27 protein-coding genes are annotated in these 24,600 nt (G+C 37.9%); 16 read left to right on the forward strand and 11 right to left on the reverse strand.

Annotated features, from left to right (window positions below; genetic code table 11):
• Positions 1-37: 37 nt before the first annotated feature.
• The gene (locus tag AC00Y6_RS11435; protein ID WP_474490743.1) at positions 38-1,429 is read left to right on the forward strand and encodes an NADH-quinone oxidoreductase subunit N; all 1,392 of its coding nucleotides are present in this window, start codon (positions 38-40) and stop codon (positions 1,427-1,429) included.
• A gap of 251 nt (positions 1,430-1,680) precedes the next feature.
• A complete protein-coding gene (locus AC00Y6_RS11440; protein ID WP_474490744.1) occupies positions 1,681-3,534 on the forward strand; it encodes a CocE/NonD family hydrolase in 1,854 nt (617 codons plus the stop codon).
• Between the two features lie 57 nt (positions 3,535-3,591).
• Here AC00Y6_RS11440 and AC00Y6_RS11445 read toward each other — a convergent pair whose 3' ends face one another.
• The 5 genes from AC00Y6_RS11445 to AC00Y6_RS11465 form a co-directional block, all read right to left on the reverse strand.
• Positions 3,592-4,866 (reverse strand): DEAD/DEAH box helicase, encoded by a 1,275-nt coding sequence (locus AC00Y6_RS11445; protein ID WP_474490745.1) that lies wholly within the window; start codon positions 4,864-4,866, stop codon positions 3,592-3,594.
• Positions 4,867-4,952: 86 nt separating this feature from the next.
• Positions 4,953-5,438, reverse strand: coding sequence for a DUF6438 domain-containing protein (locus AC00Y6_RS11450; protein ID WP_474490746.1), 486 nt, complete (start codon positions 5,436-5,438; stop codon positions 4,953-4,955).
• A gap of 42 nt (positions 5,439-5,480) precedes the next feature.
• Positions 5,481-6,464 (reverse strand): GTPase ObgE, encoded by a 984-nt coding sequence (gene obgE / locus AC00Y6_RS11455; RefSeq protein WP_474490747.1) that lies wholly within the window; start codon positions 6,462-6,464, stop codon positions 5,481-5,483.
• Between the two features lie 78 nt (positions 6,465-6,542).
• On the reverse strand, positions 6,543-7,124 hold the full coding sequence (locus tag AC00Y6_RS11460; RefSeq protein ID WP_474490748.1) for an adenylate kinase: 582 nt from the start codon (positions 7,122-7,124) through the stop codon (positions 6,543-6,545).
• A 54-nt stretch (positions 7,125-7,178) separates the two neighbouring features.
• Positions 7,179-7,733 carry a phosphoribosyltransferase gene (locus AC00Y6_RS11465; RefSeq protein WP_474490749.1) on the reverse strand — a complete coding sequence of 185 codons (555 nt, stop codon included), beginning with the start codon at positions 7,731-7,733 and terminating at the stop codon, positions 7,179-7,181.
• Positions 7,734-7,863: 130 nt separating this feature from the next.
• Between AC00Y6_RS11465 and AC00Y6_RS11470 the strand changes: the two genes are divergently transcribed.
• From AC00Y6_RS11470 to murI, 5 genes are all read left to right on the forward strand, one after another.
• The gene (locus AC00Y6_RS11470; RefSeq protein ID WP_474490750.1) at positions 7,864-8,889 is read left to right on the forward strand and encodes a PASTA domain-containing protein; all 1,026 of its coding nucleotides are present in this window, start codon (positions 7,864-7,866) and stop codon (positions 8,887-8,889) included.
• A gap of 46 nt (positions 8,890-8,935) precedes the next feature.
• Positions 8,936-10,003: an RluA family pseudouridine synthase gene (locus tag AC00Y6_RS11475; RefSeq protein WP_474490751.1), complete on the forward strand. Its 1,068-nt coding sequence runs from the start codon at positions 8,936-8,938 to the stop codon at positions 10,001-10,003.
• Positions 10,004-10,020: 17 nt separating this feature from the next.
• Positions 10,021-10,989 carry a PorP/SprF family type IX secretion system membrane protein gene (locus AC00Y6_RS11480; RefSeq protein ID WP_474490752.1) on the forward strand — a complete coding sequence of 323 codons (969 nt, stop codon included), beginning with the start codon at positions 10,021-10,023 and terminating at the stop codon, positions 10,987-10,989.
• A 51-nt stretch (positions 10,990-11,040) separates the two neighbouring features.
• Positions 11,041-12,165 carry a radical SAM family heme chaperone HemW gene (gene hemW, locus AC00Y6_RS11485; protein ID WP_474490753.1) on the forward strand — a complete coding sequence of 375 codons (1,125 nt, stop codon included), beginning with the start codon at positions 11,041-11,043 and terminating at the stop codon, positions 12,163-12,165.
• A 234-nt stretch (positions 12,166-12,399) separates the two neighbouring features.
• Complete coding sequence (murI, locus tag AC00Y6_RS11490) at positions 12,400-13,230, forward strand: glutamate racemase (RefSeq protein ID WP_474490754.1); 831 nt, start codon at positions 12,400-12,402, stop codon at positions 13,228-13,230.
• Between the two features lie 18 nt (positions 13,231-13,248).
• Here the strand turns inward: murI and AC00Y6_RS11495 are convergent, their stop codons facing one another.
• Positions 13,249-14,145, reverse strand: coding sequence for a LysR family transcriptional regulator (locus AC00Y6_RS11495; protein WP_474490755.1), 897 nt, complete (start codon positions 14,143-14,145; stop codon positions 13,249-13,251).
• A 99-nt stretch (positions 14,146-14,244) separates the two neighbouring features.
• Here AC00Y6_RS11495 and AC00Y6_RS11500 point away from each other — a divergent pair, with 99 nt between their 5' ends.
• A complete protein-coding gene (locus AC00Y6_RS11500; protein ID WP_474490756.1) occupies positions 14,245-14,838 on the forward strand; it encodes an NAD(P)H-dependent oxidoreductase in 594 nt (197 codons plus the stop codon).
• Positions 14,839-14,848: 10 nt separating this feature from the next.
• Positions 14,849-15,136 carry a putative quinol monooxygenase gene (locus AC00Y6_RS11505; protein ID WP_474490757.1) on the forward strand — a complete coding sequence of 96 codons (288 nt, stop codon included), beginning with the start codon at positions 14,849-14,851 and terminating at the stop codon, positions 15,134-15,136.
• A 34-nt stretch (positions 15,137-15,170) separates the two neighbouring features.
• Here the strand turns inward: AC00Y6_RS11505 and AC00Y6_RS11510 are convergent, their stop codons facing one another.
• The 5 genes from AC00Y6_RS11510 to AC00Y6_RS11530 form a co-directional block, all read right to left on the reverse strand.
• On the reverse strand, positions 15,171-16,757 hold the full coding sequence (locus AC00Y6_RS11510) for an ABC-F family ATP-binding cassette domain-containing protein (RefSeq protein ID WP_474490758.1): 1,587 nt from the start codon (positions 16,755-16,757) through the stop codon (positions 15,171-15,173).
• A gap of 211 nt (positions 16,758-16,968) precedes the next feature.
• Positions 16,969-17,418, reverse strand: coding sequence for a glucosaminidase domain-containing protein (locus AC00Y6_RS11515; RefSeq protein ID WP_474490759.1), 450 nt, complete (start codon positions 17,416-17,418; stop codon positions 16,969-16,971).
• A gap of 61 nt (positions 17,419-17,479) precedes the next feature.
• Positions 17,480-18,070 carry an RsmD family RNA methyltransferase gene (locus tag AC00Y6_RS11520; RefSeq protein ID WP_474490760.1) on the reverse strand — a complete coding sequence of 197 codons (591 nt, stop codon included), beginning with the start codon at positions 18,068-18,070 and terminating at the stop codon, positions 17,480-17,482.
• Positions 18,071-18,073: 3 nt separating this feature from the next.
• Positions 18,074-18,514, reverse strand: a complete 441-nt coding sequence (locus AC00Y6_RS11525; RefSeq protein ID WP_474490761.1) for a GNAT family N-acetyltransferase — start codon at positions 18,512-18,514, stop codon at positions 18,074-18,076.
• A 1-nt stretch (position 18,515) separates the two neighbouring features.
• A complete protein-coding gene (locus AC00Y6_RS11530) occupies positions 18,516-19,229 on the reverse strand; it encodes a DUF3822 family protein (protein ID WP_474490762.1) in 714 nt (237 codons plus the stop codon).
• 200 nt (positions 19,230-19,429) lie between these two features.
• Between AC00Y6_RS11530 and AC00Y6_RS11535 the strand changes: the two genes are divergently transcribed.
• From AC00Y6_RS11535 to AC00Y6_RS11565, 7 genes are read left to right on the forward strand one after another with little or no spacing between them, the layout of a single operon-like run.
• Complete coding sequence (locus AC00Y6_RS11535) at positions 19,430-20,599, forward strand: thioredoxin family protein (RefSeq protein ID WP_474490763.1); 1,170 nt, start codon at positions 19,430-19,432, stop codon at positions 20,597-20,599.
• On the forward strand, positions 20,600-21,223 hold the full coding sequence (locus tag AC00Y6_RS11540) for a DUF3575 domain-containing protein (protein WP_474490764.1): 624 nt from the start codon (positions 20,600-20,602) through the stop codon (positions 21,221-21,223).
• A 2-nt stretch (positions 21,224-21,225) separates the two neighbouring features.
• Complete coding sequence (locus AC00Y6_RS11545; RefSeq protein WP_474490765.1) at positions 21,226-21,429, forward strand: hypothetical protein; 204 nt, start codon at positions 21,226-21,228, stop codon at positions 21,427-21,429.
• An 8-nt stretch (positions 21,430-21,437) separates the two neighbouring features.
• The gene (locus AC00Y6_RS11550; RefSeq protein WP_474490766.1) at positions 21,438-22,205 is read left to right on the forward strand and encodes a UDP-2,3-diacylglucosamine diphosphatase; all 768 of its coding nucleotides are present in this window, start codon (positions 21,438-21,440) and stop codon (positions 22,203-22,205) included.
• A 24-nt stretch (positions 22,206-22,229) separates the two neighbouring features.
• Entirely contained in the window at positions 22,230-23,234 is a 1,005-nt protein-coding gene (locus AC00Y6_RS11555) for a LuxE/PaaK family acyltransferase (RefSeq protein ID WP_474490767.1), read from the forward strand.
• Between the two features lie 11 nt (positions 23,235-23,245).
• A complete protein-coding gene (locus tag AC00Y6_RS11560; RefSeq protein WP_474490768.1) occupies positions 23,246-23,839 on the forward strand; it encodes a DUF5715 family protein in 594 nt (197 codons plus the stop codon).
• A gap of 11 nt (positions 23,840-23,850) precedes the next feature.
• A complete protein-coding gene (locus AC00Y6_RS11565; protein ID WP_474490769.1) occupies positions 23,851-24,390 on the forward strand; it encodes a hypothetical protein in 540 nt (179 codons plus the stop codon).
• The last annotated feature ends 210 nt before the right edge of the window (positions 24,391-24,600 follow it).

Genomic DNA, 24,600 nt, shown 5'->3' on the forward strand with positions numbered 1-24,600 from the left:
ATCTCAATTTTCAAATCTCAAATTTCAAACATATATTATGAATGTTTTAATAATTTTATTCCTTACGGCAATTCTGGCATTATTCTCTGGCGTCTTTGAGAAAGGGAAATATGCTAGATATATCGGGATTCTGGGATTAATCGTTGGTTTGTACTTCAGCTTCCTGCCGGATTGCGAGTTTTTTGCGCAATACAAATCGATGTATGAGTACGGTAATAATGCCGCATTGTTTACAAAGATTTCGGTAGTTGTTACCTTGTTGCTTTTCTTTTTGGGCGGCTTTGCCTTCAGCAACCACAGGAGTCACCAGTCCGAGCTTTATTCGCTGCTTTTATTCGCACTTTGTGGCGGGATTGTCCTGTTCGGGTTTCAGAATTTGGTAACATTATTCATCGGTATAGAAATTCTGTCCATTCCTTTATACGTGATGGCAGGAGCCAACAAAACCGACCTTAGATCAACTGAAGCTTCTATGAAATATTTTCTGATGGGAGCTTTTGCTACAGGCTTTTTATTATTTGGGGTTGCATTGGTTTACGGCAGCGTTGGCAGCTTTGATCTCTACGCCATCCACGATTTTGCCCTTAACAATCCTAACAATCTAATGCTGATTATGGGAGCGATCCTAATGTTAGCGGCATTGGCTTTCAAAGTATCATTGGCACCATTCCATATGTGGAGTCCCGATGTTTATCAGGGCGCACCATCGCTTATTACGGCATTTATGGCATCTGTGGTTAAGATCTCAGGATTCTTCGCACTATTCAGGTTAATGACCATTGGCTTTGGCGGCATTGCCGGAGATTGGATCAATATTTTGGGGGTTTTCATCATCCTTACTTTGCTTTTAGCCAACGTTATGGGATTGGTTCAGACCAATGCCAAAAGGATGCTCGCCTACTCTTCCGTTTCGCACGCGGGTTATATTGCGCTTATTTTCTTTGGCCTTAATAGTTTCTCGACATACATTTTAGGATTTTACCTTTTTGCTTATTCATTAGCAACGGTAGGTGTTTTTATCAGTTTGATCTATGTAGAAAAAATCAAAAGAGAAACATCTTTTACCGCTTTCAACGGATTAGGCAAAAAAGAACCCGTATTGGCTGTGGTTTCCAGCATCTCGATGCTTTCTATGGCGGGGATTCCTTTAACTGCCGGTTTTATCGGGAAACTGGGCATCTTCAACCAGGTAATGGCTACTGGCAATGGCAGAGAGCAGTTCTTGGTAGTAGTAGCCGTTTTAGGTTCTGCACTCAGTATTGCGTATTACCTTAAATTAATTGTAGCGATGTTTTTTTACAAAGAAGACAGCTTCAACGTGAAGGAAAAAGCAACCATTACATACAACATCGTTTCTGTAGTAATCATCGTGGCATTAGTAGCAATGGGCATCGTCCCCGACTTGTTCGCCAGACTTTTTGGATTATAGAATATTCCCAACTTATACAACTTAAACCTGATTCTCTGGAGTCAGGTTTTTTTTATGAATTATTTGGGCGCCTTTATCCGTCTACAGCTCCCGCTCTTTTTTGCTCGGTAAGGCCTCTCGCAAAAAGGAGCTCCACTTTCGCCGGGGCACAGCTTCGCAATATTGATTACTTGGTCAAATAATCAATGTTTATAAAAATTAATGCGTTCTATTACTGCAAAACCACTATTTTTATTCAAATTTTTGATCTAATGAAAAAGTTATTTTTGTTCTGCTGCATTATCAGTTTTACATTCAGTTTTGCACAGGCCAATCCGGTAGAAGAAAACTACACCAAAAAAGAAGTTTACATCCCAATGCGCGATGGCACCAAACTCTTTACCATTATCTACACTCCAAAAGACATCTCCAAAACCAAAAAATACCCTGTGATAATGAACAGGACCTGCTACAGCATTGCGCCTTATGGAGAAAACAATTTCAGGAAAAAGCTAAGTCCTAACAAATTCATAGAAAACGAAAAGTACATCTTTGTATTTCAAGATGTTCGCGGTCGTTATATGAGCGAAGGAACTTTCACCAATATGACACCGCAGGTAGATCACAAAACCAAAAAAGATATAGACGAGAGTACCGATACCTACGACACTGTAGACTGGCTAGTCAAAAACATAAAGAATAACAATGGTAAAGTTGGCCAATATGGCACGTCCTATCCTGGCTTTTACACCGCTGTTGGTACGCTCGCCAATCATCCTGCTTTGGTTGCATCATCACCACAGGCTCCCATCTCGGATTTTTGGTATGATGATTTTCACCATAATGGTGCTTTTCTGATGGGCTACTTCAAGACATTCCCGGTTTTTGGTGTTCAAAAAACAAAGGCTGAGAAAGAAAGTTGGTTCGCCGATAAAATGATCAAACCAACATCAGACGACGGTTATCTTTTTTACGAAAATATGGGAACGCTAAAAGAGGGCGTTGACCAATATTACAAAGATAATTTCTTTATGCAGGAAGTGGTAAATCATCCCAATTATGATGATTTTTGGCAACAAAGAAATCTTTTGCCGCATCTCAAAAATATCAACCACGCTGTGATGACCGTGGGCGGATGGTTTGATGCCGAAGATCTACGAGGGCCATTATCCATCTATAAAACCATTGAGAAGACAAGTCCAAAAGCCAAAAACACCATAGTAATGGGGCCATTTTCACATGGCGGCTGGAACTATGACAGCGGCAAACATTTTCATAATGACATCTATTTTGGGGACAGCATTGCCACGTTTTATCAAAAAAATATAGAGCAGCCATTTTTTCACCATTACCTAAAAGAAAATTCTAAAACAGCTGCCAAACTCCCCGAAGCGTATATGTTTGATACCGGGAAAAAAGAATGGAAACAGTTTGATAACTGGCCGCCAAAGCAGTCAGAGAAACAGTCATTTTACCTTAGCGCCGATGCAAAACTAAATGCCAATAAAGCAAACAGCAATGGTTTTTCGGAATACACCTCCGATCCTAATAAGCCGGTCCTCAGCAGCGAAAATTATAAGGATATGAATGGTTTTACACCAAGGAATTACATGAGCGAAGATCAGCGTTTTGCCGCTTACAGACCTGATGTTCTTACTTTCACATCCGATATTCTTCAAAATGATCTGACTTTGGCGGGAGAAATTCTTGCCAAACTAAAAGTCATTTCCTCCTCTACAGATGCCGATTTTATTGTTAAATTGGTTGACATCTATCCTGCGGATGAAAAAGCCAACCCAGATAAACCTAGTGTTGTATTAGCCAATTACCATCAGATGGTAAGAAGCGAAATCATGCCGGCAAGATTCCGGAATAGTTTTGAGAAACCGGAAGCGTTAATACCTGGTCAGGAAGCAGAGGTAGAAGTGAAGCTTCAGGATATTCTCCACACATTCAAAAAAGGGCACAAGATACAGGTTCAAGTTCAAAGCACGTGGTTTCCACTAATGGCGGTTAATCCACAAAAATTTCTTGCAAATCCTTATCTGGCCACAAAAGCTGATTATACAAAAGCCGATATCAAGGTTTCTGGCCAAAGCAGCATTGAATTCAGTACGGTTAAATAATCATTTTCTGCATCCCATAAAAAAAATCACAAACTTAAAAGTTTGTGATTTTTTTATTTATTTACCGAAATTCTTATTCCGTATTTTTTTATAACCAATATTGGCAGCGGGCTTTTTAGCCTGCCCTGCTTTTGGCTGTGAATTTCGTTGATTCCTCGCTTGCATAGGCTTATTGTTGCTGTCCCTCTTTTGCTCTACCAGATTATCGGTATGGTAAGGATGGTCTGTCACCAGCGGTATTTTTTTACCAATCAGTTTCTCGGTATTCCTTAGGTTGGCAAGATCCAGTCCGTCCACAAAAGAGAAAGAAGTTCCTTCTGCACCGGCTCTTCCGGTTCTCCCGATACGGTGTACGTAAGTTTCGGAAACATCGGATAATTCATAATTCACCACATATTTCAGCTCGTCAATATCAATTCCCCGGGCAGCAATATCAGTAGCTACAAGAACCCTTGTTTTCTTTGATTTGAAATTATTAAGGGCATTTTGTCTGGCATTCTGGGATTTGTTACCATGGATGGCTTCCGCAGAAATCTTGGACTGATGCAGTTTTCTGGCAATTTTATCGGCGCCATGCTTAGTTCTGGAAAACACCAAAACCTGATCTAGCTTGGGATCCTCCAAAAGGTGGATGAGCAAATCTGTTTTATCATCTTTCTCAACAAAGTAGATGCTCTGCTGGATGGTATCTGCCGTAGAAGAAACCGGTGCAACTTCCACTTTCACAGGATTTACAAGGATTTCTGAAGCCAGTTTCGCAATTTCCTTCGGCATTGTAGCGGAGAAAAATAGGTTTTGCCTTTTAGCCGGGATTAGCTTCAGGATTCTTTTTACATCATGCACAAAGCCCATGTCCAGCATCCTGTCTGCTTCGTCCAAAACGAAAACTTCAAGATGATGAAGCTTAACAATACCTTGCGAAATAAAATCAAGCAATCGCCCAGGTGTTGCAATCAGGATGTCAACACCTCGCTTTAGGTTTTGCTCCTGCTGATGCTGTTTTACACCACCGAAGATCACCATAGATCTCAATTTAAGATGCGTGCTATAATCCTGAAAATTATCCTGAATCTGGATAGCCAGCTCTCTGGTTGGTGTTAGAATAAGCGCTTTGATCTGGTTCCTTGAGACATCTTTACTAGCAAGATTCTGCAAAATAGGGATAGCAAATGCCGCAGTTTTTCCGGTACCTGTCTGTGCACTTCCCAGAAGGTCTCTACCTTCCAAGATAGGTGGAATGGCTTTTTGCTGTATTGGGGTTGGCTGTTCGTAGCCTTTAGTTTTAAGTGCGTCTAAAATTGGTTTTATTAAACCTAACTGTTCAAAATTCAAATGAATAAAGTTTTAATTAAATGAAAATTCCTCCCATAATTAGAAGGAATTATATTTTGCAAAGGTAACTGAAATAAAATTAATGCTTAATTAATCTTTTCCCAGTGTTGTTTTTTCTTAAGATCTGTGATAAACTGATAGAACTGTTTCAGTTTTTCCGGCTCCTCACCTGCCGACATGGCTATATTTTTTTGAGCGCCATCTGAAAAATTGATTCCTAAAACTCTTTTGGAAGCATCCATAATACGCTTGTCCTCGTAGCGGTCTTTAAGAGATTTGACATCCGCCTGATTTGCTAATGTGATCAATTGATTATAATCTTCCCTACTGATGGTTGACTTAAAAGTCCCTTCCCTAGGCTTATCAAGATCACCACGACCTTCGCCTTCGGAGAAATTGAAATGCTCCGCTTCCAAAATCGCTGTTCGGTCTGAATTAATGGTAATTTTATAAATCGGACAAAATCCAAAGCATGGCCCAACCTCATACTCAATTTTAGAATACTTGGAAACTTGTGAAGATTGGCAAGACACCAACCCAAAAATCAGCAGAAAGCAAATTAAATTTTTCATTAGCAGGATTAAGATTATTATTGTATGCCTGACGAAGATGGATTATCCGTGAAGTTTTTTCCAAATCGCATCTTTCAGTTCCATCAATCCTTCCCCGGTAACACCCGAGAAAAAGAGAGGTTGCCTGTTCTCTGGGAACTCTGCTGCAATTTCTTTTTTCAACTCATCATCCAGCAAGTCGGATTTTGAAATGGCCAAAAGAAAATCTTTATCCAGAAGTTCTGGGTTGTATTCTTTCAGCTCATTCTCGAGAATTTTAAATTCCTGATAATGATCCTCAGAATCCGAAGGGATCAAAAACAGTAAAATGGAATTTCGTTCGATATGTCTCAGGAAACGGTGCCCCAAGCCTTTGCCTTCCGCTGCACCTTCTATAATACCAGGAATATCGGCCATTACAAAGGATTTGTAATTACGGTAATCTACAATCCCGAGATTGGGCGTAAGCGTTGTAAAGGCGTAATTGGCAATCTTGGGTTTAGCTGCTGAAACGGCTGCCAAAAGTGTTGACTTACCGGCATTTGGAAATCCTACAAGCCCAACGTCAGCAAGAATTTTCAACTCAAAGATCACATGCCCTTCCTCACCAGGTAATCCGGGTTGCGCATAGCGAGGCGTCTGATTAGTAGAAGATTTAAAATTTTCGTTTCCTAAACCGCCTTTTCCACCATGCATGATGATAATCTCCTGGCCATCCTCCATAATCTCACCAAGAATTTCACCCTCTTCATTTCTGGCAATGGTACCAATGGGAACTTCTATATAAACATCTTCACCAAATGCGCCTGTCAATTGATTTTTACCACCATTTTCGCCACGCTGAGCCTTGATATGCCTTGTGTAGCGTAATGGCAAAAGTGTCCACTCGTTAGCATTACCCTTGATAATCACATGACCACCACGTCCGCCATCACCACCATCTGGACCTCCTTTTGGGATATATTTTTCTCTGCGGAGATGGGCAGAACCTGCTCCGCCGTGGCCGGACTGACAATGGATTTTTACGTAATCTACAAAATTGGACATAACTTTTGGTCAAGGTTTATGGTTAAAGGTTCAAAGTTGCAACCTTGAATTTTGAACTTTGAACCCTAAATCAAAAAATTATTTTTGAATTTTTTCTACTTCTGCAAATAGTTTTGCGGAGATGTCGTCTATACCACCCACGCCATTAACTTCCACATATTTGCCTTGTTGTTTATACAATTCTGCCACTTCGGCTGTTTTTGCATAATACTCTTTGATACGGTTGGCAATGATTTCCTCGTTGGAATCATCGGATCTGCCGCTTGTTTCGCCACGTTTAAGCAAACGTTCTACCAAAACCTGGTCTTCTACAACCAGCGACAGGCAAAGGCTGATATCTGCCTGCAATTCATTTTTAACGATATTTTCCAAAGCTGCCGTTTGGGCTGCCGTTCTTGGAAAGCCGTCAAAGATGAAGCCGGCAGCATCGGTAGGCTTTTTAACCTCTTCGGTCAACATATCGATGGTTACTTGGTCTGGAACCAATTCTCCTTTATCGATATAAGATTTGGCAAGTTTCCCAAGCTCGGTATCGTTTTTCATATTATACCGAAAAAGATCACCTGTGGAAATCTGCTTCAGGTTAAACTTTTCGATTAGATGTTGTGCCTGGGTACCTTTCCCACTTCCCGGAGGGCCAAATAGGACAATGTTTATCATTTTTATTATATTTAGTGAGCCATTTCTGCGGCTCTTCAATTATAGTCTGATAGCTTATTCGTTAATTTTGCCTTCTTCCAGTTGGTAAAGATCTTTCAAGTTACGGCCCAGTTCATCATAATCTAGACCATAGCCCAAGACAAACTTATTCGGAATCTCTTTCCCCACATAATCAATCTTAAATTCCTTTTTGTAAACATCGGGTTTTAAAAGAAGTGATGCAATTCTCAAAGATTTTGGACGCTGTGTTTCTGTAAAATAGTGACAAAGGTTTTCAATAGTGTTCCCTGTATCCACAATATCTTCCAAAAGAACAATGTGGCGATCTTTGATATCTTTTGTCAGTTCCATTTCCTTGAAAACAATACCGGTAGACTGAGTTCCCACGTATGAACTCATCTTGATGAATCCGATCTCGCACTCACCTGGATATTCTTTCATAAAATCAGAAAAAAACATGATAACACCGCTTAATACACCGATAAAAACTGGTACTTCATCTTTGTAATCTTCATAAACTTCCAGAGCAACGCGTCTGGTCATTTCTTGTATTTCTTCGTGTCTTAGATAAGGGACAAAGGTCTTGTCGTAAATTTTAATACGTTCCATATATAATTTGAAAGTACAAAAATAAGGTTTTTATGGCAATTTGCCGATTTTCTTTTTTTGCATCGGGGACAAATCAGTAATACAATTTAATTATCTATCTTTGCGTTACTATTTCTGAAAAAGAATCATTATGTTCAAATCGCTTTTCAACTGGAAAGTTTTACTCAATATTGTTTTAGCATTAGCTCTGTTTGCCGGTCTTGTATGGCTTACATTCCGATGGCTAGAGTTTCATACAGATCATGGTGAAGAAATCCCTGTACCCAATGTAATGAATATGACGGTGCATGAAGCTATCAAAGTTTTGGATGACTCGGGTCTTGAATATGAGGTGGATAGTTTCAAATACGATCCTAAATTCCGTCCTTTTCAGGTTCTAGCCGTTAATCCTAATCCTGGTGCCAATGTAAAAAGTGGCCGTGTGATTACGCTAAAAGTAAATCCCAGAACATGGGCAAAAGTTGCAATTCCTGATATTATTGACCGATACAAAGGCCTTGCCTTTAACCAGCTAAACCTTGTAGGGTTGAAAGTTGGCGATACTTTGTACGAACCAAGCATTCAGCGGGATGCCGTTCTCAGAATTTTATATAATGGTGTAAGCGTAAAACCGGGAACCCAGATCCCGAGATTCTCTTCAGTAGATTTGGTGATTGGATCGGGTCCTTTAAGAAATGTTTCTATTCCTAATGTGGTAGGCAGAACGGTTCAGGAAGCTAGAAAAATTATTGCAAGAGCTTTGTTTGAAGTCGGTATTGTAGACCATGAAGACGGAGGCAAAGATGAGTCTGACATTGTGTATTACCAAGATCCAGAAGTAGGCTCGCTAAGAGACCAAGGCATGCAGATTGACCTCTGGGCCAGTAAGAAAACACCTGCCGAATTACAAAATAAAATAAGGCAATTGGATGAAACTTACCGTCCAAAAATTGATACAACACTGGCTCCCATCCAATACAGGGAAGTAATGCCTGCCGAGCAAAAGCCTGCGGCAACTACAACGCCACCACCTGCTGTATCACCAACAACATCGGCTAAACCGAAACCCCAACAGCCAACTGGCAACACCAACCAACCGGCAACGAAACAGGGAACAGCCACAACTACAGCCAAACCGGCAGAGAAGCCCAAGCCTAAAAAAGTAGTAATAGAATAAAAACAAAGGCTTCAACATTCAGTTGAAGCCTTTTTAAAATCATAACATGCTGGACGACAACGAAGATTTTCTGGAACAGGAATTAACCGGTGAAGATTTGCCTGCTGAAGAAGAAAACAGCGGGCTTTTTGAGCATCTTAATATTAAGGTTGATAAAAACCAGGAGCCTCTACGCATAGATAAGTTTTTACTGATCCACAGGCAAAACTCCTCCCGAAACAAAATATCCCAAACTTGCCGCGCCGGCAATGTGACCGTCAATGGAACGCCTGTCAAACAAAACTACAAGGTAAAGCCCGGTGATGAGATCAGTGTGCTATTGGCTCATCCGCCAAGGGAAAACGTGATTATCCCGCAGGACATTCCTATTAATATTGTTTATGAAGATGATGATGTAGTAGTGGTAGACAAAGAGGCCGGTATGGTAGTCCACCCCGGATTTGGCAACTGGGACAAGACCTTGGTCAACGCGTTGGCCTATCACTTTTCAAAAGATCCTAATTATAATTCTGACCTGGACAGGGTTGGCTTGGTTCACCGTATTGATAAAGACACATCCGGACTTCTTGTGATTGCAAAAAATGAATATGCACTCAGCCATCTTGCCAAACAATTCTTTGACCGAAAAACCAAAAGACTCTACTGGGCTTTTGTCTGGGGAAATGTGCAGGATGACGAAGGAACCGTTACCGGACACATCGGCAGGCATCCCAAAAACAGGATGCAGATGTACACCTATGTAGATGGCAGCCATGGTAAACATGCGGTTACCCATTACAAAGTGCTGGAGCGTTTCCGATACATGACCTGGATAGAATGCAAACTGGAAACCGGAAGAACGCACCAGATCCGCGCGCACATGAAGCATATCGGGCACACACTTTTCAATGATGAGCGGTATGAAGGTAATATCATCATGCGTGGTGTAAACCTCCCAAAATACAAACAGTTTGTACAAAATGTATTTGAAGTATTGCCGAGACATGCCCTCCATGCCCATACATTGGGTTTTATACATCCGGTAACGAAGAAAGAAATGTACTTTGAAAGCCCAATGCCCAACGATATGCAGGAAGCAGCAAACCGATGGCGAAATTATCTGGATAACAATTAGTTTTATATATTTGTCACGTGAGGAAAATCGATTTTTTATACAAATTTTTGGTTCTTTTGGCTATGGTTCTTTTTACGGGATCCAAGGCACAGGAAACCCTGCCGTTCTATCAGCAATACCTTTTAGATGGTGATTTTTTGTTTAATCCTGCCCTACTTGGCAAGACAGATGATGTGGTAATTAACCTCAATTACCAGAAACAGTTTTCAAAGTTGACAGAATCGCCGAACGTGCAGTCTGTGGGTATGCATGCCAATATTTTTGACCGTGTGGGAGCCGGTCTTTCTTTCTTTAGAGATCAAAATGGCCCCATCTCGTCCAATGGCGTTACGCTGGGAGCCTCTTATTTTATTCCACTTTCTGATGAAGAAGACCGCCAAGATCAGTTTTCCTTTGGTGTCGGTACCAACCTGTATAACATGAATATCGATTACAGCCAAATCCATCCGGAGCAGGCTGGCGATCCGCTTTTGGGAGAGAATACCAATTCGATTTTTCTGGCTTATGCCAATTTGGGTACAGCGGTTAAGTATAGGCACTTTTTCGCTGGCTTATCTGTAATGGACATCCCTATCAGCAACACCTTACCCATTGATAACGGTATAGAGCCGTCACCCACAAAATTTTACCTAAATGCGGGATATGACTGGCATTTTACTGATGGGATTTATCTTACACCATCCTTGATGATGAATCTCAATACCAACTCATCAAGGATTTTTGATTATAACCTGCTGGCCACCGTTTTTGGTGAAGAAGATTTATTTTCTGCCGGCATCAGTTTCAGGAGTGCCAAGAGTTCTGTAGGAAGCCAAAACTTAGGCCTATCCCCTGTCATCAAAGGGCGTGTGGGTATTTTTACATTTGGAGCCGTTTACAATTTTGGTGTTTCGGAACTTACGGAAAATTTTGGTAACAGTTTTATGCTGTCTGTTGGGTTTAACATCAATAATTTCATCAACGGCAGAGGTTTCCGGTACAGATAGATTTATAATAAATTGAATAACTTTGAGCTCTGACAGATCAGGGCTTTTCTAATGATATATCTCCATATCCCTTTTTGCAAGCAGAAATGCAGCTATTGTAATTTTCATTTTTCAACATCATTTTCTATGAAGGATGATATGCTTGCCGCCATAAAAAAAGAGATCCAACTCAGGCATCATGAGCTCGATAACAAAACGCTGAAATCCCTTTATTTTGGTGGCGGAACGCCGTCTGTTCTGTCTGTTGATGAAATTAAATCCTTGACAGACGAGATTCAGAAATATTTTGATTTTGATGAAAGTATCGAAATCACCTTAGAAGCAAATCCGGATGATCTTGATAAAAATTACCTCAAAGCATTATCACAAACCGACATTAATCGTTTGTCCATTGGTGCTCAAAGTTTTTTTGATGAAGATTTAAAATTGATGAACCGCGCCCATAATGCTTCCGAAGCCGAAAGTTCCATCAAAAGAGCGCAGGATAATGGTTTGGAAAACATCAGCATCGATTTGATTTACGGTTCGCCAACATCCAAATTCGAAATCTGGAAAGAAAATCTCAATAAAACAATTGAACTACAAGTTCCTCACGTTTCATCTTACGCTTTGACCGTTGAACCAAAAACTGCTCTGGAAAAATGGATCGACAACGGAAAAGTACCACCACCAAAGGAATCTGAACAAAGCAACGAGTTTTATTACATGATCGATTTTCTTAAAAATAACGGCTTTGACCATTACGAAATTTCTAACTTCGGAAAGCCGGGATTCCATTCCAAACATAATTCGGCGTACTGGAAATACGAGCCTTATTTGGGCATTGGCCCGTCTGCTCATTCTTACAACGGATCCAGCGAGCGAAGTTGGAATATAGCCAACAACCCAAAATACATCCAAAACATCAACGCCAATATCCTCCCAAAAGAAACCGAAACTCTTACTGAGAAAGACCGTTTTAACGAGATGATTATGATAGGATTAAGAACAGTTTGGGGAGTAGATATGACCAAAATAAAATCTGATTTTTCTAACGAAATCATCAATAAGCTGCAAGATAATATCAGTCAAAAATTGGAAGACCAAACCCTCGTCATCGAAAATAATCATCTGATAATCCCGGAAAACCACTGGTTCTTGGCTGACGGCATTGCGAGTGATTTATTTCTGGTTTAAGACTCCAACAAGCTCAGTCTGACAGTTAAAACAGTTCATATTAGAGCTGTCACATCCAACTTACAGAAATGTTTTTCAGAATGAAAATTTCCTTATTTTTGTAAGGCTAAATCTTTGCTAAGTTTGAAGTTTATGCTGAGCTCGCCGAAGCACCTTTGTGAACTTAAAAACTTTGTAATTATCAAAAAAACTTTGCGAACTTTGCGTTCAAAATAACAGATAAAAGGTAACCTCTTGAAAAAAAATAAAGCCGACTACTCTCATCTTTCTGCAAGCCAACCGATCGGGATTTTTGATTCTGGTGTGGGCGGACTGAACAATGCAAAAGAAATCAAACGATTGCTTCCCAACGAGGATTTAATCTATTTTGGAGATACCAAACACTTACCTTACGGCGAAAAATCCAAGGAAGCAATTATCGGTTATGCTACGCAAATCACCAATTTCCTTTTGGAGAAAAACTGCAAAGCCATCGTTATTGCCTGCAATTCTGCCACGGCCAATGCGTTGAAAGAAGTTCAGGATTTGGTAGCCGGCCGCGTTTTGGTGATTGATGTTATCAATCCTGTGGCAGAGAAAGTCGCGTACGAAATCCATAACAATGTGGGCGTTATTGCCACAAAAGCAACCGTAAATTCCGGGCTTTACAAAAAATCAATCCGTAGGCATAACAAGTTTATCAAAGTGGATGAACTGGCGACGCCACTGCTGGTGCCTGCGATAGAAGAAGGTTTTAAAAACCATCCGATTACGCACGCCATTATTTACAATTATCTAAGCAATAGCAAGCTCAAAAATATCGAAACGCTCATCCTTGGTTGCACACACTATCCGCTTCTCATTGATGAAATCAAACAATATTACGGCAACCGCGTTCGCGTCATCGATTCGCCTAATATCGTGGCCAATCAGCTGAAAATGATCCTGGACAAACATCATCTTTTGAATGAAGAAAATCACACGCCCACTTACCAATTCTACCTGTCTGACCTTACCAAAAATTTTGAAAAAATCTCCAAAAAATTCTTTGGAAAATCGATAGACCTGCAGCTAAAAGTGCTTTAAGATGGATTATAAAACAATTTAAAAATTCTCATTGAGGAAGATGTCCTTGATCTGGGCAATCTCATCCTGCACGTTACTTTTGGTACGCTGGCCAAAGTGCAGTGTATTTTCAATCTGATGCCAGCCTTCCCAAGCAACTGCAATCCCACCGCTGTCAATTTCTTTTTTACACAAAAAATCCGGAACCACGGAAAAACCGGCGTTTCCACTTAAACAGCGCACAATAGAGCAAATATTAGGCACAATATAATTAGGTTTAAAATCCGGATGGCGGTTAAAATTGGCTTTCCAAAAGTTATTGAGATGATCCATATCTGCCGCAGTGCTGTACCAGATTTGCTCCTTAAGCCATCTTTCTGCCGCTTCGTAATCCTGATGGGTAATCAATTTGGAAAACTCTGCAGTTTCCGTACCTGACCCATTAATCAAAACAATTTTTTCTTTGGAAAAGGCCTCGAATTGGAGGTTCTTTAGATTGGTTTTGCGAGGCGTGATGATAAGATCCAATAATCCACTATCCAAATCCGAGAACATCTGCTCATAAAGCCCAAACCTGATAATCACATTAAAATCAAAACTGGGAATATGCTTCTCCAGCGTGAACTGAAACGTTTCAAAACACATTCCGATGCTTACAGTCGGGCGTTCCGTTTTTGTAGTTTTATGAAAAGTTTGTTCGGCTGTTTCCAGTTTTAGAAGTGGTTCCAAAGTGAAATTGTAAAGAATCTTTGCCTTCTCGGTCGGAATCAATTTTTTCGAAATTCTCTCAAACAAAGCATAACCAACATAAGCTTCCAACGAGCTAATGTGAAGGCTCACACCAGGCTGAGAAATGTATAATTCCCGCGCAGCTTTGGTAAAAGACTGAGTTTCATAAACACTTTTAAAAGTTCGAAGCCATTCCAGATTAATCATATCATCACAATTATAATGCAAATATATAATTTATATTATTTTTATAATTAATTTTTCTGTCGGAACTTTGCATCATTAAATTATTAAATCAAAAAATCAATGCAAAAAATATTTGTAATCAACGGTGGACAATCGTTTGGAGAAAGCAAAGGACAACTTAACAAGACCATTACGGAATGGACAGAAGCTTTCCTTAAAGATAACAATTTTGAAATCAAAGTAACTAATGTCAGTGACGATTATGAAGGACAGGAAGAAGTAGAAAAATTTCTTTGGGCAGACTTAATTATTTGGCACACACCGATTTGGTGGTTTCAATTGCCTTACACTTTGAAAGAATATATTGATTCAGTTTTTGAACACGGTCGGGGAACTCTTTTCAAAAATGACGGAAGATCCAGAACAAATCCTGAAGTTAATTACGGAACTGGCGGTTTGTTGCAAGGCAGAAAATATATGATTACCACAACCTGGAATGCCCCTAAAGGTACGTTTACTCTGGAAAACGAATTGATGAAAGAAACTTCCGTTGACGAAGGGACGTTGTTTGGATTCCATATTGCGATGAAATTTATTGGATTGGAAAAATTGGAAGGATTTCATTTTTATGATGTTATAAAGGGAATGACACCGGAAAAATTTGAAGCCTACCATAAAAATTACCAAGATCATTTAAGCCAAATTTTATTATAAATAAATTAGTATGTCAATCTATCTAACCGCCATTCTAAAAGCAAAAAAAGAATCAGTTCAGGATTTAAAAACGATTCTTGATAATATGGTACTAAATGCGAGAAAAGAAGAAGCATGTAAAAAATATGATTTACAGCAAGGTTTGGAAGAAGAAACGGTTTTTATTTTTCACGAGATTTGGAAAAGTAAAGAAGGTTTGGATTCTCATAATCAGCAATCTTATATCAAAGAGTTTGTAGAAAAAGCACCCGATTTATTAGAAAAACCTGCTGAGATTTATCTTGCGAAATTAATTTAAAATAGAAACGCCTCGATTAATTGAGGCATTTTTTTTATAATGAAATCGTTTTGTTAATATTAATATCTTCCAAAAATCGATTGTCGTGCGAAACTACAATCAAAGTTCCTTCATAATCGTTGATTGCTGATGTCAGAATCTCAATATTCTGAATGTCCAGATTATTGGTCGGCTCATCCAAAATGATTATATCTGGCGAAATATTATGAATGGAAAGACAGCAAAGTAGGAGCTTCATCTTTTCGCCACCACTCAAAAATTCACATTTTTTGTCCCAATCATTTTTCCAAAAAAGAAACCTTGCTAAAATAGTTTTGACCTCGTGTTCTTCAATATTTTTGATGTTAAATTGCTGAGCTTGTTCATAAACTGAAAGTTCATTCTTGATCAAAGAATATTCTTGGTCGATATAAATTGTTTTAGCTTCTGACAAGTAAATATTTCCTGAAGAAATTTGATTCTCTCCTAAAATCAGTTTTATCAAAGTTGTTTTTCCGGAACCATTATTACCTCTTATAGTAATTCTTTCACCATTTAAAATTTGAAAATCGAGATTATTTTTCCAAAGATTTTCCTGAAGATAAGAGAAATTGATTTGTTCGGCTTTGACCAAAATTTTTCCTTTATGAAGATGAGAATTATCAAAATTAATTTTCATTTTATCGATTCCGGAAAGATTATCTTTCAAACTATAAAGATTTTCTCTGATGTTGTCGATTTTTTCAGAATGAACAGATTTCAGTTTTGAGGTACTGTTTTCCGCTTTGTTGCGAAGTGTGTTCATCATAATTCTAGAAACACCGGATTTTTCTTGCTTTCCTTTTCCTTGAGAATCCAATTTGTTTTGTCTTTCAATCGTTTCGCGTTCTTTTTCTTTAGCTTTTTTCAGTTCTTTTTCTCGGTTTTGAATGTTTTGTTCAAGCGAATTTTGTTCGATTTTTTTCTGTTCAGAATAGAAATCATAATTACCGCCGTAAACCGCAATTCCATTTTTGCTGAGTTCACAAGTTTTGTCTAAAAGATTGAGCAAAACTCTATCGTGGCCTACAATCAAAAGACTTTTTAAAGTTGATTTGATAAAGTCATAAAGCAAATTTCTACTTGCCAAATCCAAATGATTTGTCGGTTCATCCATCAGAATCAAATCCGGTTGATGAATCATTATTCCAGCAAGAAATAATTTGGTTTTTTGTCCGCCACTCAGATTTTCTAATTTCAGATTCAAATCAAAATGAGGTAAATTCCAATAAGTGAAAGCCTCTTTGATTCTGTCTTCGAGAGTCCAATCTTCATTTAAGATTTCCATATTTTCTTCAGTTACAGAACCGTTCAGAATTTCCTTTAATGCATTCAGTTTTTTATCGATTTGTAAAGCTTCGCCAATACTCAAAAGATTGTATTGACCAAAAATCTGTGGAATGTAATAGATATTAGAATCTGATTTAATCGTTCCTGATTTTGCTTGTAATTCGCCAACAATTATTTTGACCAAAGTTGATTTTCCGGAACCATTATTTCCGATTAAAGCTATTTTTCCCTGAGAATTAAGTGTAAAGTTGATGTCCGAAAAGAGAACATCTTTATTGGGATGTTGGTAAGATATATCTTGTAAAATTAACATAATTTCTTTTTTTAAGATGAACAATAGCAGACGAGGTTGTCCGCAGAAGATTGCCTGAAAAGAAATTGTATTTTACATTTTAATCTTTATAATTTTATTTCTGCAAAGTTAGAAATTATTTTTAAAATCAAAAACGCAAAAATTACCACTATAAAAATCTAGAGCAAAAAAATGCCCCGAAAAAACGGGGCATTTGATTTATTATTTTTAATTAAAGTCCAAATCTGCTGATTACCTGATTGATCTTCTTTTTCCATTCTTCCGGTTTTGTGGAGTAACCTGCAGAAGCAATGGCCGATACCCATTCGGTATGGTTAAGATTGCCTTTGAGTTTCATGTAATATTTTTTCCTTGTTACCATTTGGCAAAAAGACCGAAATGATTCTTTGGCATCGGAAAAACTCTTGAATCTTGAGCTATTAACCGTATTTTTTCCCACCATCCCAAAATGATTATTGAGCAATTGACTGGTTTTACTGTTTCCGCCGCCGGTTTCTACATAAGCAATAGAGAGAATGACGGCTGTAGGGATCCCAAATTCCTGAGAAAGTTCTGTCGCAAGTGACTTGTACTGGTTGATGTAAGAACTTTGTGCCTGTGTGTTTATACAGAAAAACAACATGGCTACGATACTCAACAATTTGATTTTGATACCCTTCATAAGCGGCTTACAATTTAATTACTATTCAAAAGTAGAATCTACAACACTGACTTCCAAATTTTTAAGAAAGTTTAACATCCTCGCTTTTCTCGTTTTCTTCCGCCGCTTCGTAAAATGAGAAGCTTACATTACCGTATTTGCGGGTATCTTTATAAGCTGCATGCTCCCATTTTTGCTTGCTCTGATGTTCAAGAATAAAAACCCCACGAGGTTTCAAAAGTTTGTTATTCAAAACTAAATCTACCAGTTCCCTGTATTTTTTTTCATCGGTTTCAAAAGGAGCGTCGGCAAATATAATGTCGTAGGTTTTCTCATGGTTTCTTTTTCTTTTTAGCCAATCAAAAACATCGGCGCGCTGCACGTTCACCTGTAAACCCATATCCAACTCGTTAGCCGTGGAATTAATGAACCCGGCATGTTTTGGGTTCAGCTCTACTGCGGTAATGTCTTTGCAGTCCCGCGATGCAAACTCCAGTGTTATAGAGCCAATGCCGGCAAAAAGGTCGAGAACAGAACAAAACTCAAGATCGTATCTGTTTTCTATAATGCTGAACAGGGCTTCTTTGGCGAAGTCTGTGGTCGGCCTTACGTCAAAATTTTTAGGAGCCGCAATTTTTTTGGCTTTCCATTTTCCGGATATGATTCTATACATTTTCTATTTTTTATATTTCATTTTGAGAATAGGATAAGGTTTCCCCGAATCGTCTTTCTCGGTTCTATCAAAGATTTCAAATCCCATTTTCTGATAGAATTCTTTAGCCTTTGGATTTTGCTCGTTAACATCAAGATAATTAATATCAAAATTCAAAAATGCAAAATCGATTAATTGTTTGCCTAATCCCTTTCCAATATGATCTGGATTAAGAAAAAGCATTTCTATTTTTTCTGAATGGATACCTATAAAACCTACAACCTCCTGACTATTTTCCAAACAAAAAACATCTATATCTTTAAAATCGAAGTTCTTTAGAATCTGTTCATATTCTTTAAAATCAGACTCTAGCACAAAATGATGTGTTGCTTTTACAGATCTTTCCCAAACAGTTAGGATTTCATCTTTATGAGAATCTTTGTATTCAACAATATTATAATTCATTTTAATTCAGGACAAAATTCTTCTTGTGAAGATTGTCGAACACGATTTTAAGATTGGGAACAAACTTTTGCATTTCTGATATAAAAGTTTCATTCTCTGTCGTTTCCCCATAGATATAGAAATAGGTTTCTGTAATCCCAAAATCTATCTTACTGAGTGTAAACATGATAAAATAAAGAAAATCCACTTCCGATGCTGCATCCAGATTGTTATACAGCACCACTTTTTTGTTATTTATGGCAAAAAACTCAGCTTGTTGGTGGTAGAGATTGATATGGATTTCTTTTTTGTTTTTCACCGTCAGGGCATTCAGGAATTTTTCTCCGGAAAAGTTGAAATGGGTTGGTACATTCATATCCTTAATTTTCTGATAAAAAGCTTTGGGAAAACTGTAATAAAACTGAACACCAAACTTTTTGTTGACAGACAGCATCAGTTCCTCTTCATCCTTTTGTATATCAGCATTGTATGAGATTAGATTGTAACCCAAATCATGCCTATCAAATCCCTCTTCCACCATAGAAAAATGATTGATTGCAGATATAACGTAAATCTCAGAAAACGTCTCAGAAGCCAGAACTTCAGTCAGTTTTTCAGCGATATCAACAGGTGAATCTTCATTTTTGAGGGAGATCTTTTCCTCCAGTACCTTTCTGGATTTAGAGATCTGCCACTGCAAACCATCTTTTGTAAAAAGTAAGGATAATTTCCTCATATTTTTTATATCAAATTAAATTAATTTGACTTATCCCGACAGCCAAAGCCGATACCGCTATAAATCATCATTAAAATTGGACCGAGGCATCTACGACAGTCCGAGCTGCAAAGTTAAAAAATTATAACTTTCAATCGCAAAGTCTGTCAATTCTTATATAATAGTTATCTTCGCAAGATAATTTTGATTTTCGGAAAACGATGAAGAAAGCCTCATTTTTATTTTTACTAATTATCTCACAACTCAGCTTTTCCCAACAAAGCATCACTTTTGAAAACAGTGATTTTTCTACAATCCTTAACAAAGCCAAGCAGGAGAAAAAATTGATATTTTTGGATGCGTACGCCTCATGGTGTGGCCCTTGCAAACTGATGGAGCGCAATGTATTTACCGATAAAAATGTTGCCGATTATTATAACCAAAACTTCATCAATGCCCATTTTGACATGGAGAAAGGTGAAGGCCGCGCATTGGCCGCTAAATATGGGATCAGAAGTTATCCCACCATGCTTTTTCTAAATGGGGAGGGAGAAATTATGGGGAAAGAGCTGGGCTTCATCCAGGCAGATCAATTTCTGGAGCTTGGTAAAAAAAACAATAAGCCCCAGTTGGTAAATACCAACTTAAAAGATGAATTTTTGAAAGGCAACCTGGATCAAAATTCTCTGCTAAGTTTTATAAACCTCTATGCAAGCAAGGATCCTATTCTTGCCAAAAAAGCCTCGGAAAAATATTTTGAAAATAAAAAAGACCAGGCTTTTTCGCCAGAAGAGATTAATGCACTTCTTAATTTTACGCAATCTACTGAGGATAAAAACTATCAGATCTTTAAAAAAAACAAGGATGGCATTGTAAAGCTACTGTCAGAGAAAAACTACTCGCAGTTTGACAATTATCTCCAACTTTTGCAGTTATTCAAATCTGCTACAGATGATAAAACTAAAAGTATTGATGATAATAAAATTTTGAAAGATGGCAACAAATATCTTTCTAAAGAGGACCTCGCTAAAAGTTTAGATATCTACAAACTTAATTACTACGCTGCCCATCAAAAGTATGCGGACTATGAGAAGACAGCGTTGGAATATTACAAAAATCCTGATGATTTTAATAATTCAGAATTGTTAGCGGCTGCCAAGATCTTTAGCGAAGGTGTTAAGACTCCTTCTTCTTTACAAACTGCTGCAAGATGGGCAGAAAAAGCTGTCATGGCAGCAGAAAATTATGATTCTACAAGTGTTTTGGCAACACTCTATGATAAATTGGGCAAAAAAGAAGAGGCCAAAATGTTTGCCGGCGCAGCAGCCAACTTTGCTAAAGAAGATAATAAAGATGCCAGCAAAATGAATGAAATATTGAATAAGAAGTAAATGATGAAGCGACTTTTTTTAATAGGACTATGCGTTGTCTCAGCCAACCTTTTTGCACAAAAAAATAATACTTATCTAAAAGCTAATGCACTGTTTTTACCAATAGGTATGATCAACGTTGCCGTAGAGCATGGTTTTACAGATCATATTACCGGACAGGCAGAGCTCTTTGTCTCACCATGGAAATCTTTTGCCGGACATAATGCGTTATTGGGTATTGGATCTGTAGAAGGTCGATATTATTTTGATGAATCTTTTAAACATTGGTACGTAGGTGCAAACCTTGGTCTGTCACTTTTCAATGTCCATAAATGGAATTATTGGAATGATAACTATTACACACACAAAGACGGAACCGTTACGCCATATATAAACAACAATCTTTACGAAAAAGGATTTTCCGTCATCTTTGGTGCTGTTGGAGGTTATCAATTTCAAATCAATGACAGATGGAATATCGATCTATATCTGGGTTTAGGATCTGTACAAAGCTTCTACAAAGGTTATGATAAAATAAGTGGCGACAGGTATGATACCGAAGGTGATTCAATGGGAAGAATATGGAACCGAAGTGGTGAATTTTTACCATACAAAGGTGGTGTAATGATCTCTTACAAACTCTGATTATGAACTTTAAAAATCCAAAATACATCCTGTTTGGTGTTGTTACCTTTATCATCGTATTCCTGATGAATTATATTGGTAATGATGCTCCGGACAAAGTTTACAGGGCAATCCTGACGGCGGCTGTTTCCGCGGTAGCATTTATTATCGGCTTGTGGATCTATGACCGCCGTGATAAAAATGATGAACGCAATAATTTTGATTAACCAATTAGATGACCACAATTAAGCTAGGCACAGGTAAAAAAGTTTATTTTGCATCCGATCAGCATTTTGGGATTCCCAATGCAGCGGATAGCAGAAAGCGCGAAGACCGCTTTGTCCGCTGGCTAGATGAGATCAAAAAAGATGCACAGGTCATCTTCCTCATGGGCGACCTTTTCGACTTTTGGCACGAGTGGAAATATGTCGTTCCCAAAGGTTACATTAGGGTTTTAGGTAAGATTGCCGAACTCAAAGATTCGGGGATTGACATTTATTTCTTTGTTGGCAACCATGATCTCTGGATGAAAAATTATTTTGAAGAAGAATTGGGCATCCCTGTCTTTTTTGAAAAGCAATACTTCAACATCAACAGCCAAAAGTTTCTTCTTGCTCATGGCGATGGACTTGGTCCTGGAGATAAAGGCTACAAAAGAATGAAAAAGGTTTTTACCAATCCTTTGGCACAGTGGGCTTTCCGATGGTTGCACCCTGATATTGCGATGCATATTGCCAACTACATGTCACAAAAAAATAAAATGATCTCCGGTGACGAGGACAAACAATTTTTGGGAGAGGATAAAGAATTCCTGATTCTTTACTCTAAAGAAAAACTGAAAACAGAAAAAATTAATTACTTTGTATACGGCCATCGCCACTTGCCGATGATTCTTAACCTCGCAGCGGATTCGCAATACATCAATCTTGGTGACTGGATTTCTTATTTTACCTACGGTGTTTTTGACGGAAGCCAATTTGATCTAAAAACATATCCAGATTAGGAATTGATATTTAATGAATAACCAATGAAGCAGAGTATTTTTGATATAAAAACCGAGAGCGATTTTCAACAAGCTTGTCTGGAAACATTTATTTATCAATATAATCATATCGATATTTACCGGCAATTTGTAGATTATCTGAAAATTAATCCCAACAATGTAAAGCAGGTAGAAGAAATTCCATTTTTACCTATAGAAATGTTCAAAAACCACCTTGTGTTGGACAAAAACAGTGTAACCAATTCTTATTTCCAAAGCTCCGGTACATCCAAAATGGTAAGGTCCAAGCATTATATAGCCGATTTTTCTTTGTACGAAGCCAGTATTTATAATAGTTTTAGCCAATTTATTGGCAAGCCGGAAGATTTTATTTTTCTTGGATTGCTACCTAATTATTCGGAAAATCCTCATTCCTCATTAATCTATATGGTAGATTATCTCATGAAAAAATCTGGTAAAGCCGAAAATGGCTATTTTCTCTACAATCATGCAGAACTATTAGAATTTATCAATAGTCTTAGTGATAAAAAAGTGATTCTCTTTGGTGTTTCTTTTGCCTTGCTAGATTTTTTGGATTATTGTGAAGACCAATCTAAAACAGTTCGACCATCCGACCATTTAATTGTGATTGAAACCGGCGGCATGAAAGGCAGAAAAGAAGAAATGACAAAGGATGAATTGTTGAAGATACTTCAAAATGGTTTCTCTACAGAAAAAATCTATTCAGAATATTCGATGAGCGAACTGCTTTCGCAAGCGTATTCATTAGGTGAAAACATCTATAATTCGCCCAATTGGATGCGTATTATGATCAGAAATACCGAAGATCCATTCTCTTATCTTGACATTGATAAAACAGGAGCCATCAACATCATTGACCTGGCCAACCTCCATTCGTGCTCATTTATTGCCACACAGGATTTAGGTAAATCGCATCATTCTACAATTGGCAATATCCACCCATGTTTTGAGGTATTAGGTAGGATTGATCATTCAGATATTAGAGGTTGCAGCCTTTTGGTATCTTAAAAAAATTGAGAATGAGACTTTTTTTAGCCATATTATTGTTCAGTTTTTCAATATTAAAATCGCAGAAATGCTACGATCTGAAAACAGTATTAAAGGTTGAAGCTAGCCCCTTGTACAAACCACATCTATTGGCTTCACAAAATTTTGGAATCAAAATTCTTGAAAACAGTAGGTCAATGGACAAGTATTTGAAGATTGGAAAACTACAACACATCAAAAAAAAATCACGAGGCTACCGCTTGCAAACCTTAGAGCACAGCAGGCCTTATCTTGTGAAAAAGGCCAGGATTCTACTGGAAGATATCGCTGGGCAATTTGCTAGAAGTACCAAAAGTTATTTCGTAGTATCCTCGGTCACAAGAACTCTTGAAGATCAATGCCGACTAAGAAAAGTAAATAGAAATGCCTCGTTGGGAATTAGTTCTCATAATTATGGTGCTGCTTTTGACATCTCCTATGTACGCTTTGACAACAAGCTGAAAGTTAACACCAAACTTGAAAAAGATTTGGAAAAAATATTGGAGCATTACAAGAACCTTGGTAGATTATTTTATATCAAAGAAAAACATCAGAGTTGTTATCATATTACTGTGCGTAATTACTAAATCATGATGCCGTGTTAAAGATAGAGGAACTGGTCCACACTTATATCCATACCCATTGTAATTTTGAAAAAGATATTGTACTAACCAATTTTTTTCATTCTGATTGGGAAGCTGATATATTGCTGATTAATCAGCAGGGTTTAAGTCACGAAATAGAAATTAAACTCTCCAAATCTGATTTTAGGAATGACTTTAAAAAGTTCTATACCAATCAAAAAACCGGTGAAAAATTTCTGAAACATGACAAAATTGGCTGTGGCGATTATATCTGCAATCATTTTAGTTTTCTCATTCCTATGGGCATGATTGACTATAGTGAAATCCCTGAACATTGTGGCATCATCGAATTTTATCATGATGAAGACCATTGGAAAACTACCTTTCACTATATCCGACAACCAAAAACTATCCATAGCGATCCATACTGGAAATTTTGTGATAAAGAACAGTTTTTTCGCTCCCTTGCAAAAAATCTTCTCATAAAAAAATTTGAGCTCAAAGGTAAAAAAGAGGAATTGATTTTTAAAAATCCAATGGATTATAAAAAATAACAGCAATGCTATTTTTACACTTGAATTAAGATATTTATCCAAGACATAAGCTATTTACTCAAATTGCAGTGATTATATTAAAAGTTGCAAACAACTTTTCTTACAATTAGATATACAAGTTAGGTTAAGGTATAAAACAAAAAAACCTCAATCACGTAAATGATTGAGGTTTTGAAAAAACTGGCGGCGACCTACTCTCCCGCTTTCGCA

The sequence above is a fragment of the Epilithonimonas sp. genome (assembly GCF_056329745.1).